This is a genomic window from Sphingomonas sp. GC_Shp_3, assembly GCF_026540945.1.
In the GTDB taxonomy this organism is placed as follows: Bacteria; Pseudomonadota; Alphaproteobacteria; order Sphingomonadales; family Sphingomonadaceae; genus Sphingomonas.
The window spans coordinates 526,204-539,203 of sequence record NZ_JALNUT010000002.1 but is presented as its reverse complement, the minus strand read 5'-3'; the positions used below and the strand labels follow the sequence as shown (position 1 = coordinate 539,203).

Sequence of the window (13,000 nt, the reverse complement as noted above, 5' to 3'; positions counted from 1 at the left end):
TCAGGCAGGGTGGCTGCCGCCGGCGAGGTAATCCATCTTGCCGATGCCGACGCCCTTCATGCGCAACAGGCTGTATGCGACGGTAAGGTGGAAGAAGAAGTTCGGCAGCGCAAAATCGGTGACGTAACTTGCACCAGTGAAGGTCAGTTCGGTGCTGGGCAGCTTGAGGATCACCTCGGCGTCTTCACGACCTTCAAAACCGGCGGGGTCGACGGCCTCCAGATAGCCTATCGTCTTGGTAATGCGTGCACGCAGTTCCGACAGCGTCTTTTCCTCGTCCGGCATCGCCAGCGGCGCGGACTGACCCACGCGGATCGCCGCGAACTTCGCAGTGTCGCAGGCGATCTGCACCTGACGGGTGAGCGGCAGCATATCCGCGATCAGCCGTGCCTCCACCAGCGAAGCCTCATCCACGCCGCAGTCGATGGCCTTGGCGAGCAGATGGTCGAGGTTCTTAAGGCCACGCACGAACATCGGCACAGTAATGGCATAGAGGCTTGGCATGCTTCGGTTCCCATCGTCTGCCGCAGTTCCGAGATCGGCCGGCGGCATGATCGCCACGTGGGGTGGCCCGGCGCCACTCGCAAGGCGCGTCTCGACTGGGCAGCACCGGCGCTTGCCTGATGCGCCATGCGCCTTATGGTGCGGCGATGACTCTCCCTTCCAAAGCGCGTGGCGCGCTGCGTGCAGCCACGGCAGCGCATCACGACCGGGTCGACGCCGTATTCTCGCACGCCGACCTGACCGATCGCGAAGGCTATGGTCGTTTCCTGCAGGCACAGGCCGGGGCTTACCTGCCAGTCGAGGCTGCGTTGGAGCACGCCGGCGCAGCGAGGCTGGTGCCGGACTGGGCCGCACGGCGGCGGGCGGAATCGCTTCGGTCCGACCTCGCCGCGCTCGAACTGGCGGTGCCGCACGAAACGTCGGCGCTGACGTTTGACGGGGCTGCCGCAGTGCTCGGGGGCGTCTACGTGCTGGAGGGATCGCGGCTTGGTGGTGCGCTGCTGGCGCGGGGCGTTCCGGCGCACTTCCCGCGCGGCTTCCTTGCTCCAGGTGATTCCGCCGGCTGGCGCAGCTTGCTAGGGATATTAGAACATACGTTAACTTCGGCCGGCGATATCGCGTCGGCAATCGAATCGGCGTCTCGCGTGTTCCTGCTGTTTGAAAGCAGCGGGCGTCGATATCTGAGGACGGACCTGCGTTGAACGATTTCGAAAAGGTCGATCTGACCAACTGCGACCGGGAGCCGATCCATATCCTCGGCGCGATACAGCCGATCGGCTTCCTGCTCGCACTGACCGCCGACTGGATGGTCGCGCGCGCGTCCGCCAACACCGCCGACTTCATCGGTTTCGCACCGGATTACCTGATCGGCAAGCCGCTCGCGGACGTGCTCGATGCGAAGGTCATTCACGCGCTGCGCAACCGGACGGCGATGCTGCGCGGTGTCGACTCGGTCGAACGGATGTTCAATTGCGAGATCGTCAACGACGGGAAATGCTTCGACGTGGCGATCCACCTGTCCGGCGGACAGATCGTGATCGAGGCCGAGCCCGCCTCCAGCGAACACGGCGATGCCACCGGCATGGTCCGCTCGATGATCGCGCGGCTCGACCAGTGCGACGACATGGCGGGATTCTACCGCGAGGGTGCGCGCCAGATCCGCGCCCTGGTGGGTTTCGACCGAGTCATGGTGTACCGCTTCGCCGCCGACGGTTCGGGCGAGGTGGTGGCGGAGGCGGTGCGGGCCGGCATCGGCAAGTTCTTCGGCCTGCACTATCCCGCCAGCGATATTCCCCAGCAGGCACGCGAACTCTACAAGCGCAATCTGCTGCGCGTCATCACCGATGTGAACGCCGAGCCCGTCGCGATCGTGCCGCAGCGCGACGAGGCGGGGCGCCCGCTCGATCTATCGCTCTCCGTGCTGCGATCGGTGTCGCCGATCCACATCGAATATCTGAAGAACATGGGCGTCGAGGCGTCGATGTCGATCTCGATCATCGTCGAGGGGCGATTGTGGGGGCTGTTCGCCTGCCATCACTACGCGCCGCGTTGCCCGTCGTTCGAGCGCCGTTCAGTCAGCGAGCTGTTCGCGCAGATGTTCTCCATGCGGCTGGAAAGCCGCGAGCGGCAGGCGACGGTGGATTTCGAACGCCGTGCACGCGATATCTCGGACCAGTTGCTCGGCGCGGTCGCTTCCGACGAGACGTTGCTGAAGGACCCGGACTGGCTCGGCGACATCCTTACCCATGCGATCCAGGCGGATGGCGTCGGTGTGTGGATCGCTGGCAATCACGCATTTTCGGGCACCACGCCGCCGCTGGAGGATTTTCGCAAGATCATTCGCGCGCTGAACGGCACGGCGGCAGGCAAGGTGTTCGCGACCGACCATATCGCCGCGCTGGTGCCCGGTGCCGAGAGCTTTGCGTCGGATGCGGCCGGGATGTTGGCGATACCGATTTCACGAAGCCCACGTGATTACGTGGTGCTGTTCCGCTCCGAACTGGTTCGCTCTGTCCGCTGGGGTGGCGATCCGCACAAGCCGGTCGAATATGGCCCGAACGGCCCGCGGCTGAGCCCGCGTGAAAGCTTCCAGGAATGGAAGGAACTGGTCGAGGGCCGTTCGCGTCCGTTCACCGCATCCGAACTGCGCGTCGCCGAGACGCTTCGCGCGACGCTGATCGAGGTGGTGCTGCGGCTCGCGGACGAGGCATCGGCCGAGCGCCAGCAGGCGAATGCACGGCAGGAACTGCTCATTGCCGAGCTCAACCACCGCGTTCGCAACATCCTCGGCGTGATCCGCGGGCTGATCCGGCAGTCGCAGCCGTCCGAGGAGCCGGTCAAGGAGTTCGTCAAGCTCATCGATGGGCGTATCCATGCGCTTGCGCGCGCGCACAACCAGATCACCGACGATCATTGGGGGCCGGCACCGATGCAGGCGCTGATCGACGCCGAGGCGGCGGCGTTCGTCGATGAACGCGACCGCGTGGAGTCCGATGGCGTGCCGGTGCTGCTCAACCCGCAGGCCTATTCGACGATGGCACTGGTGCTGCATGAGCTGGTCACCAATTCGACCAAATACGGCAGCCTGTCGGTGCCCGAGGGTCGCGTGCGGATCAGTTGGCGGCGCAATGCCGAGCAGGATCTCGTCATTCACTGGCAGGAGAGCGGTGGGCCGCCGGTGCAGGCGCCGACACGCCGCGGTTTCGGCACGACCATCATTGACCGTTCGGTGCCGTATGATCTCGGCGGCGCGGCGCAGATCGACTATGACGCGGACGGCGTTTCCGCGCAGTTCCGCATCCCGGCACGGCACGTGTCGGAGGCCAAGAGCGTGGCCGGGCCCGCAATCCGCTTTCCGCGCCTATCGATGGGTCACCCGCAGACGGCGCCGCACAAAATGCTCGCTGGGCACGACGTGCTGCTGGTCGAGGACAGCCTCATCATCGCGCTCGACGCGGAAGACATCGCGACGCGGCTGGGGGCGAATACGGTCGCGACTGCCGCCACGGTGGAAGGCGCGCTGGACGCGATCGAGGCGCATCGTCCGCAGGTGGCGATGCTCGATATCAACCTCGGGGATCGCAACAGCTTCCCGGTGGCCGACCGGCTGCTGGATCTCGGCATCCCGTTCATCTTCGCGACCGGCTATGGCGAGCAGGCGCAACTGCCGATGGACCACCGTGGCCGTACCGTCGTGCAAAAACCCTATACGCTGGAAAACGTCGCGCGCGCGATGGACGAGGTGCTGGGGCAGCACCTCGGCGTGGATGCGTAGCGCAGCCCTTGCCACGTCCTTCCCCGGCGCCTTGCCGGGGAAGGGTGCGCGTCAGAAGCCGGCGCTGACCGAGAACAGCACCTTGCCCGACGCGATCGAGCGGCCATCCTTGGTGCTGGCGAAGTTGGGCAGGAGATACGCCGAATCGCGACGGCTGATGTCGGTGCCGACGAAGGCGATGCCCAGCGTCACCGGCGCGATCACGTAATCCGCCCCGACCAAGTAATCGACATAGTCGCCGGTCGGCGCAACGCTGGTGCCGTTGGGCCCGAGGCCGGGGTTGCCGCTCGAATAACCGACATGGCCCTTCACGGTCAGTGCCGTGCCGGGCACGCCTGCGCTGGCGTCGCCCCACACGTAGAAATTGTCTTCCTTGTCGCCGATCCGGCTCTCGGGCGTATTGCTCCAATTGCCGAGCGCCTGTTGTTCGGGCGCGTACGCCACGCCGACCAGCGCCGACACAGGGCCTAAGGTGTGGCTGAGCTTGACGTAAGGCTCGGCGAAGTCGGTCTTGCTTGCGCCGCCGGGGTACATGTACCAGGTCAGCCCGACGTCGACCGTGGTGCCGCCGAAGCTGCGCTTGTAGCCGCCGATCACGTCGAGTTCCATGTTGGCGCCGCCGAACGTGCCCCAGCCGGCAAGGTTCGATCCCCACAAAGCGGCGTAGAAACCGCTCTCGTGGCTGGCGGTGAGGCCGCCCTGGACGGCGGCGTTCTTGTCGCTCTGCGAGACGCCGCGAAAGCGATAGTCGCTGACCAGCGCGATGCTGCCGGACACGGTGATCGGCTTTGGCGGCGCTTGTTCCTGCGCGAGCGCCGGGGTCGCCGCGCATAGAACCGCGATGAGCGCGATTGCATATTTCATTTGGAAGACCTTCCCGCTGTATCGGTGAACGTCCCCGCCTGCACCTACGATCGTGCCGCCTCTCGAATGACCGGGGCAGGCATCCGCCGCAAGAACCGCCTTGTCGCAGGGCGGCGTGGCCGGTGCATTGCCGCTTCGTGACGAAACGTGTCTGGGGGCGACGACCCGGTGTGGATCGCCGCCCCCAGTTCGGTTGTGCGGGAGGGTGGGCGTTACGCCGCAAGCCGTTCCAGATGCTTGGGCGAGCCGAGCAGCGTCACGTCGACACCACGCTTGCGCTGGCGGCCGAGCCACTCGCGCAGCAACTCCGAACAGCTATGGTCGATCGCCGGCACCTTGTGCAGTTCCAGCGTCAGCGGCTTGCCCTCGGGCAGCGCGTCCAGCGTCTTGTTGAGCTTGGGCACGCTGAGGAAGGTCGCCGCGCCATCAAGACTGACGTGGCTGCGCTCATCGTTATGCGCGGTCGCCACCTTGAGGTTGAGGCGGCGGACATGCGGGGCGAGTTCGACCAGCGACAGCGCGATCCCGGCCAGCACGCCGGTAAGCAGATCCGTCGTCACCACCAGCGCGAAGGTCGCCACCCAGATCAGCGCCGGCAGCACGCCGTAATGGCTGAACAGATGCGTGACGTGCTTGAGGCTGATGAGCCGTGCGCCTGTCACCACCAGCACGCCGCCAAGCGCCGCCATCGGGATTTCGCGCAGCAGCCACGGCAGAAGCGCGACGAAGCCGAGGATCCACACGCCGTGCAGCACCGCCGACCATCGCGAGGTCGCGCCCGCCTGTACGTTCGCCGAACTGCGCACGATCACGCCGGTCATCGGCAGTGCGCCGGCGGCACCGCACAGCAGATTGCCGATGCCCTGAGCGCGCAGTTCCTTGTTGTAATCGGTGCGCACGCCGTCATGCATACGGTCGACCGCCGCCGCCGACAGCAACGTCTCGGCACTGGCGATGAACGCGATCGCCACCGCCGACAGAATCAGCGCCGGATCGGCGAGCGGCGACAGGAAGCTCGCGCCGGGTACAGAGACTGCGGCGGCAATCGACTCAGGTACGCTTACCCGCACCACGCCGAGGCTGGCGAACCACGCCACCAACGTCGCGCCGACCACGCCGATCAGCGCGCCGGGAACGAGTTTAAGCGCCGCCGGGCGCAGCTTCTCCCAACCGATCATCAGCGCGATAGTAAGCAGGCCGATGCCGAGCGCGACTTCGGTCGAGGTCATGTTGGTGGGGTCGAGACCCATCACGCGACCGGGCGCGGCGGCGAGGTTGGCGAGGCCGTTCGACAGCGGCTTCGCGTCGAACAGGGTGTGAAACTGCCCGACCACGATCAACGCGCCGATACCAGCGAGCATACCGTGCACGACCGCAGGCGAAATTGCCCGGAACCAGCCACCCAGCTTGAAGATGCCCGCCGCCAACTGGAACGCACCCGCCAGCACAAGGATCGGGCCGAGCGCGGACAGGCCATGATCGCGCACCAGCTCGAACACGATGACGGCGAGACCCGCCGCCGGGCCGCTCACCTGTAACGGTGATCCGGCGAACAGACCGACGACGAGGCCGCCAATGATGCCGGTGACGAGCCCCTTCTCGGGCGGCACACCCGAGGCGATGGCGATGCCCATGCACAGCGGCATCGCCACCAGGAACACCACGATCGAGGCCGCGAAATCGCGGACCATCCAGCCCTGCGGGCGGGGCGCGGCGGCGGGTGTCACTCCGCGGCTTCGGGAAGAGTGAAGTTGGCGGCGAGGCGCTGGCTGGCGGGATGCGCCACCGGCAGCGGCGAACCTTCACGCATCGGCACGAACTGCCCGGTCGTGCCGTCGAGGCCGAGCACCTGACCTTCATGGATATCGACCAGCCAGCCGTGCAGCGAGATCTGGCCGCGCGCGATGCCGGCTGCGACCGATGGGTGCGTGCGCAGATGCGCGATCTGCGCGACGACGTTTTCCAGCGCGATCGCGTGGACGCGCTCGTGCGGGGTGAGGTCGTGATAGCCGCCCGTCACGACGCTTTCCGCCGCTGCCGAATGCTTCAGCCACGATGCCACGTTGGGCATGGCGGACAGGCCGGTCGGGTTCGCGACCGCCTTCATCGCGCCGCAGTCCGAATGGCCGCACACGATGATGTCGCGCACGCCGAGTGCCATCACGGCATATTCGACCGTCGCCGACACGCCACCGAGCATCTCGCCATAGGGCGGCACGATGTTGCCTGCGTTGCGGCATACGAACAGGTCGCCCGGGGCGGCCTGAAGCACCTGCTCCGGCACGATGCGCGAATCCGCGCAGGAGATCATCAGCGCCTTGGGACTTTGCCCGTCGCGGATCAGCTTGCTGAACAGGTCGCTCTGGGGCGGGAAATAGGTCTTTTCGAAATCAAAGACGCGGCCGATCAGTTCGTTCATGGTCGAACTCCTTTGGAACACGCGCACATGCGGTGCGCCTTGCCTTCCATGTACGACCGGAACTTTGCCGCGCCGCAGCGTTGCGGTGACAAAGTGTTGCTTGAGTGCCTGTCTGGGAACGTCCCGGCATGCCGCATCTTTTGGTCACCCGGTATTTCAGCCTGCACCCGTCGGCGAAGCTATAAGGGGTGAGGCCGGTCAGCGCGGCAGCGGCAGCGCGATCGTTGCCGCAAGCCCGCCCTCGGCGCGGTTCGTCAGCGTGAGCGCGCCGCCCTCGGCCTCGACCGCATTCGCGACGATCGCCAAGCCGAGCCCCATTCCCTTGGTATTGCGTGCGCGCGCCTCGTCGAGCCGAACGAACGGGGTGAGCACATCGCGCATCCGTGCCTCCGGAATGCCCGGCCCATCATCCTCGACGACGATGCGCACCGCCGCATCGTCGGACTCGATCCGCACCACCGCGCGATCGCCGTAATGCAATGCGTTCTCGATCAGGTTCGACACCGCCCGCCGGATTGCCGACGCCCGCACGCGCATCTCGAGGTGATCCGGGCCATCATACGTGGCCTCCATCCCGCGATCGGCGGCATTGTCGACCGCGGTCGCCACCAGCACGGCCAGATCGGTCAGCGCCGGCTTCTCCGGGTCGTTCTGTCCGCCGAAGAAGGCGAGCAGCGAGCCGAGCATCTCGCTCATTTCCGCCACGTCCTCGCCGAGCTCGGCGCGCAGTTCGCCGTCGCGCACGCCCTCCAGCCGCAATTGCAGCCGCGCGAGCGGCGTGCGCAGATCGTGACCGACCGCCGCCAGCGCCTGCGTGCGGCCCTCGATCAGTTCGTGAATGCGATCCTGCATTTCGTTGAAGGCGTGGATCAGGCTGCGGATCTCGGCCGATCCTTCTTCCGCGATCGGGGTACGCTGGCCGATGCCGACCTCTCGCGATGCACGGATCAGCACCCGCAACGGGCGCAGCGTCGACCGGATCAGCAACGTGCTCAGCACCGCCAGCAGGATCGCCGGTAACAGTGCGCGCAGGATACGGTCGTATGATGGGTTGAACGCGCTTGTCACGTCGCGCATCTGAAAGGTCATCCAGCTGCCATCGGTCAGGCGCAGGTCGCCGAGCACGGTCGATCCGTCCTGCTGAAGCGCGGGCAGCCGCAACCGCAGCGCCGATCGGGCGAGATCGGGCTCCCAGGAGACGATCTGACCCTGCATGCTGCCGAGTTGCGGGCGGAAGGCGGAATGGTCGGGCTGGTTCGCGCTCCAGCCAATCCGGTAACGATCGGTCTGCAACTCGCGCGCGATCCGATCGCGCTGCGCCTGCGGCCATTCGTTGAGGATCTTGCGCGAGACGACGAGATGCTCCGCCAGCCGGTGCGCCTCATCCTCCCGCAGCGACAGTTCGGAGGCGCGTTCGTACAGCAACGTGCTCGCGCCGAACTCCACGCCGATCGTCAGCAGCAGGATCAGCAGCAGCCGCCCGAGCAGCCCGAGCGAGGCGTGACGCCGCAGGTTCAGGACCGCGTCACCCCTGCGCGCAGCATATATCCGATGCCGCGCACGGTGACGATCGGCGCCTCCTGTCCGGTCGCCGACAGTTTCCGCCGCAGCCGGCTGACCAGAACGTCGATGCTACGGTCCGAACTGTCGCCCAGCCGCGTGCGCGACAGTTCGATCAGCCGTTCGCGCGCGATCACCCGCTGCGGCTGAGCGATGAAGGTAGCGAGCAGATCGAACTCGGCGCCGGTCAGCTCGACCGTCGCGCCGCTCGCCGCGCGTAGTTCGCGGCGGGGGAAGTTCACGGTCCAGCCGTCGAAATGCGCCTCGTCCTGGCGTTCCGCGCCGACCAGCCCGTCGCCCGATCGCCGCCGCAGCACCGCGCGCACCCGCGCGATCAGCTCGCGCGTGCCGAACGGCTTGGGCAGATAGTCGTCTGCGCCGAGTTCGAGCCCCATCACTCGATCCTCCTCGCTGCCGCGCGCGCTGATGAAGATGATCGGCACGTCGCTCTTGCGGCGGATCTGGCGGCACAGGTCGATTCCGTTGGTGCCGGGCAGCATGATGTCGAGGATGACCAGATCGGCGGCCACATTGTCGAACGCGATCCACATTTCCGGTGCGGACCCGGCGGTGTGGACGGTGTAGCCGTTTTCGCGCAGCGCCCGTGCGGTCAGCGTACGCAGCGGCGGATCGTCTTCGACGAGGATGATGTTCGGCTCGCTCATGCGGCCGCTCGGGGGTACCATGACATGGCCACGAACCTAGGCCTGCCGGCCCGCGCGATCAACGCCTGTGCCGCCGGTAGCAGCGGCACCGTGGCGAGGAGCAATGATTTGTAATGCGGCGGCAACCGCAGCGTATCGGCCCGGCCATGTTTCCTCACAATCAGGACCATCGCGGGCAACGCGGGGGACATATTTGAAGAGCATCGATTATCACGAGAGGCCACCCCCGATGCTTATCAAATTCGCACTGCTCGCCCTGCCGCTGGCGCTCGCCGCCACTCCTGCCGCCGCGCAGTCGCTTTCGGACACGCACCAGATGCGCTGGGCGCCCGCGGGCAAGACCACGCCGCTGGTCAGCTACCATCCGATTAAGCGTAGCTGCGCCAGCGCGCCGCTGCACCTGTCCGGCAAGACCCCGCACATGACCGCCGCGCCGATCTGCGCAAAGGCCGACACCAAGGCCGAGGTCGCCGCGCGCGACTAAGGCATGATCCGCGTGCCGTCCTCCAATAATTCGGGCCGGACGCGGAACGCCGTCATCGAGATGTGCACTTCGACCAGAAACGAGAAAAGCCCCGCGATCAGCAGCACCATCGCGAGGATGAACGACAGCGCCACCACCGTGCCCATGTGCAGCTTGAACAGCACGGCCACGAACAGGATGGCGACCACCGTGCATGTCATCACCGCGCTCGCGACGGTCAGCGTCAGGGCGCGGTTTATGACGGTCATGCGCTTGTCGAGCAGGCGCAGTTCGCGCACATAGCGGCCGAGTTCCTGCCCGTCGGAACGTGTGTGCCGCGCCTCCAGATCGCGCGCGCGATCGATCACGCGCGACAGCCTGCCGGCCAGCACGTTCAGCAGCGCGCCGATGCCCGCCAGCATGAAGATCGGCGACAGCGAAAGCTGGATCGCCTGCGCGATCGTGTTGACGGGCGGCAAGGCGTGCGGGATCGCGTGCATTGCGTCCTTGTGCGATCCACGTCGCCGATACGCAAGCGAGCTTGCAAGGCGGAACGGCGCACGCCAGTCTCGCCATCATGAAAGCGCGAACCACCCGGCGGCTCCGCCAGATCCATTTGTATATCGGCATGTTCTTCGCGCCGATGATCCTGCTGTTCGCGTTGAGCGGCGCGTTGCAGACCTTCCGCCTCAACGAACCGCGTGGCTGGGGTGGCACGCCGCCGACGTGGATGGTGTGGGTCGGCGCGATTCACAAAAACCAGTCCGCGCCGCGCGACAACGCCCGCCATGATGACCGGCACGACGACCATCAGGACGCCCGCCCCAAGCCGGCGCGGCCGCCCCAGGTCGCTCCGTCGCCGCTGCCGCTCAAGATCCTCACCGTGCTGATGGCGGTCGGGCTTTTCGCGTCGACGGTGATCGGCATGGTAATCGCACTAAACCTGCGCGCTTACCGTACCGGTTCATGGGTTGCGCTTGCGCTCGGCACGGTTTTGCCGATCGTCCTCCTCAGGCTGTGAAGGACGATTTCCTCCGACGGTAAACCATTCGCGCGCGGCTATCCTATAATGTCCTGTGAGCACCCCTTTCCGGATGGGGCGTCTGTTTAGTCAAGCACAGGGAAAGTCGATGAACTGGTTCGAATCCAATGCGCCGATCCGGCTCAAGCTGTTGATAGCGTTCGGCAGCTTCATCGGCTTGTTCGCGGCGAGCGCATGTGCGGTGCTGCTTCTGCCGAAGATGACCGCCTTTGGCGTGGTACTCGGCGCGGGCGGTGTCGCGCTCGTGCTGTCCTATCTCTACCGTGACGCGATCTCGCGGCCCTATGTCGCGACTGTGGTGCGCATGGAGGGTCTTGCGGCTGGTGATCTCGACAGTCCGATCGCCTATACCGAGTATCATGACTGCGTCGGCCGGCTGACCAAGGCGATGTTCGCATTCCGCGCAGCGGCGCAGGAGCAGGTGTCGCTCAACCGCGAGGCCGAGAAGCATGCGGCGATCGTGCGCGGCATGTCCGACAATTTCGGGCGCCTGTCGCGGGGCGACCTGACCGCCGACATCACCGAGGATTATCCGCCCGCCTATGCGGCGCTGAAGACCAGCTTCAACGAAGCGCTGGCGAACCTTCGGGATCTGCTCGGTACGGTCACCGCCAGTACCGACAACATCCGCGTCGGTTCGCAGGAGATCGCGATGGCGTCGGAGGATCTCGCCCGCCGTACCGAGGGTAATGCCGCCAGCTTGGAACAGACCGCCGCGGCGGTGCAGGAAATCGATACGCGCCTGAAGGCGACGGCCGAGGCGGCGACCAGGTCGGTCGACACGCAGATGCAGGCGATGACGGCGGTGACCGAAGGGCGCGCCCGCACCGATATCGCCGTGCACGCGATGCACCGCGTCAGCGAATGCGCCAAGGGCATCGACGATGTGATCGAGGGGCTCGACAAGATTGCTTTCCAGACGCGCGTGCTGGCGATGAACGCCACGGTGGAGGCCGGCCGCGCCGGCGATGCGGGTCTGGGCTTCGCGGTGGTCGCCGACTTGGTTTCGGCGCTGGCGATGCGCGCGGAAGAGGAATCGAAGCGTGCCCGCAATCAGCTCAGCGCCACGCAAAAGGAGATCGGCGACGCGGTCGACGCGGTGCAGAAGGTGGAAACCGCCTTTTGCGTGATCGCCGCCTCGGGTGAAGAGGCGGCACACCTCGCCAGGCAGATCGCCAGCGACAACGATGCGCAGGCGAGCGCGATCACCCAGGTCAACAGCGCGGTCGGCAGCATGGACGAATCGACGCAGCAGAATGCCGCGATGGTCGAGCAGACCTCGGCCGCCGCACGCAACCTTACCACCGAGATCGCGACGCTGGCGGAAAATGCGAGCCGCTTTCAGATCGGTGCCGCATCGCCGGGTTCAGGTGCCGCGGAAACCGCAGCGCCCGTCCGGCGCACGCGTCCCGGCGTGGCGCGTGGTACCCGCGCGGTGTTGGCCTCGCTCGCCGCGAGCAAGGCCGACCACGGCGACTGGTCGAACTTCTAGGGTGTGCGCCGCCGCTGCGTGCTGTGCCTCACACGCGGCGGTAGCGGAAGTACCACACCTCGTGTCCCTGCCGCCGTGCCTTGCGCTCGTACCGTGTCTCGGGCCAGTCGGCAGGACGTTCCAGGTAGTCGCGCGCGCTGCCTGCCAGCCAGGTGAAATCGCGGCGCTGGTTCATCACCATCATCGACCAGCGGCAATAGGTCGGGTCGTCGGTGCCGAGCCGGAACTCGGCGCCAGACTTTAGTTTTGCGGCGATCAGGTCGAGCGGGCCGTGATTGACCATGCGCCGCTTGGCGTGTCGTGCCTTCCTCCACGGATCGGGATGGAGCAGATATAGCCGATCGAGGCTCGCGTCCGGCAACCGCTCGACCACCTCCAGCGCGTCGCCCATGTGCAGGCGCACGTTCTCCAGCGCACCGTCGCGGATGTGGTTGAGCGCGCCGACCACACCGTTCAGGAACGGCTCGCAGCCGATGAAGCCATGGTCGGGCCGCATCGCCGCCTGGCCGGCGAGGTGCTCGCCCGCGCCGAAGCCGATCTCCAGTTCAAGCGGGCGATCCGCGCCGAACAGGGTCGCCGCGTCGAGCGGCCCCGTCTCAGGTACGCTCACGCGCGGCAACAGATCCTCGACCAACGCGGACTGGCCCTGGCGCAGCTTGTGCCCCTGGCGGCGGCCGTAAAGGCGGCGGATCGTGGCGGGGTCGTTCATGGTCGGCT

The 13,000-nt window shown here is 66.4% G+C and carries 13 protein-coding genes; 5 read left to right on the top strand and 8 right to left on the bottom strand.

The window, feature by feature from the left end:
- On the bottom strand, positions 1–504 hold the full coding sequence (locus OXR00_RS08230) for a DUF1993 domain-containing protein (RefSeq protein WP_267387750.1): 504 nt from the start codon (positions 502–504) through the stop codon (positions 1–3).
- Positions 505–650: 146 nt separating this feature from the next.
- Between OXR00_RS08230 and OXR00_RS08225 the strand changes: the two genes are divergently transcribed.
- Both OXR00_RS08225 and OXR00_RS08220 read left to right on the top strand, forming a co-directional pair.
- On the top strand, positions 651–1,205 hold the full coding sequence (locus tag OXR00_RS08225) for a biliverdin-producing heme oxygenase (RefSeq protein WP_267387749.1): 555 nt from the start codon (positions 651–653) through the stop codon (positions 1,203–1,205).
- Positions 1,202–3,778 carry an HWE histidine kinase domain-containing protein gene (locus OXR00_RS08220; protein ID WP_267387748.1) on the top strand — a complete coding sequence of 859 codons (2,577 nt, stop codon included), beginning with the start codon at positions 1,202–1,204 and terminating at the stop codon, positions 3,776–3,778. The genes OXR00_RS08225 and OXR00_RS08220 overlap by 4 nt, the downstream gene beginning before the upstream one ends.
- Before the next feature lie 51 nt (positions 3,779–3,829).
- On the opposite strand, the gene OXR00_RS08215 is transcribed toward OXR00_RS08220, so the two are convergent.
- The 5 genes from OXR00_RS08215 to OXR00_RS08195 all read right to left on the bottom strand — a co-directional run bounded on the left by OXR00_RS08215 (position 3,830) and on the right by OXR00_RS08195 (position 9,286).
- The gene (locus OXR00_RS08215) at positions 3,830–4,642 is read right to left on the bottom strand and encodes a TorF family putative porin (protein WP_267387747.1); all 813 of its coding nucleotides are present in this window, start codon (positions 4,640–4,642) and stop codon (positions 3,830–3,832) included.
- A gap of 212 nt (positions 4,643–4,854) precedes the next feature.
- On the bottom strand, positions 4,855–6,333 hold the full coding sequence (locus OXR00_RS08210) for a SulP family inorganic anion transporter (RefSeq protein ID WP_267387918.1): 1,479 nt from the start codon (positions 6,331–6,333) through the stop codon (positions 4,855–4,857).
- A 32-nt stretch (positions 6,334–6,365) separates the two neighbouring features.
- Entirely contained in the window at positions 6,366–7,061 is a 696-nt protein-coding gene (locus OXR00_RS08205) for a carbonic anhydrase (RefSeq protein ID WP_242147677.1), read from the bottom strand.
- Positions 7,062–7,259: 198 nt separating this feature from the next.
- Entirely contained in the window at positions 7,260–8,573 is a 1,314-nt protein-coding gene (locus OXR00_RS08200; RefSeq protein ID WP_267387916.1) for an ATP-binding protein, read from the bottom strand.
- Between the two features lie 2 nt (positions 8,574–8,575).
- Positions 8,576–9,286: a response regulator transcription factor gene (locus tag OXR00_RS08195; RefSeq protein ID WP_267387746.1), complete on the bottom strand. Its 711-nt coding sequence runs from the start codon at positions 9,284–9,286 to the stop codon at positions 8,576–8,578.
- 229 nt (positions 9,287–9,515) lie between these two features.
- On the opposite strand from OXR00_RS08195, the gene OXR00_RS08190 reads away from it, so the two are divergent.
- Positions 9,516–9,770, top strand: coding sequence for a hypothetical protein (locus OXR00_RS08190; RefSeq protein WP_267387745.1), 255 nt, complete (start codon positions 9,516–9,518; stop codon positions 9,768–9,770).
- Here OXR00_RS08190 and OXR00_RS08185 read toward each other — a convergent pair.
- Complete coding sequence (locus tag OXR00_RS08185) at positions 9,767–10,249, bottom strand: DUF2721 domain-containing protein (RefSeq protein WP_242147671.1); 483 nt, start codon at positions 10,247–10,249, stop codon at positions 9,767–9,769. The genes OXR00_RS08190 and OXR00_RS08185 overlap by 4 nt on opposite strands.
- 77 nt (positions 10,250–10,326) lie before the next feature.
- On the opposite strand from OXR00_RS08185, the gene OXR00_RS08180 reads away from it, so the two are divergent.
- Positions 10,327–10,770: a hypothetical protein gene (locus OXR00_RS08180; protein ID WP_267387744.1), complete on the top strand. Its 444-nt coding sequence runs from the start codon at positions 10,327–10,329 to the stop codon at positions 10,768–10,770.
- A 109-nt stretch (positions 10,771–10,879) separates the two neighbouring features.
- A complete protein-coding gene (locus OXR00_RS08175) occupies positions 10,880–12,283 on the top strand; it encodes a methyl-accepting chemotaxis protein (protein WP_267387743.1) in 1,404 nt (467 codons plus the stop codon).
- 28 nt (positions 12,284–12,311) lie between these two features.
- Here OXR00_RS08175 and trmB read toward each other — a convergent pair whose 3' ends face one another.
- Positions 12,312–12,992, bottom strand: a complete 681-nt coding sequence (gene trmB, locus OXR00_RS08170; protein ID WP_267387742.1) for a tRNA (guanosine(46)-N7)-methyltransferase TrmB — start codon at positions 12,990–12,992, stop codon at positions 12,312–12,314.
- Positions 12,993–13,000: the final 8 nt, after the last annotated feature.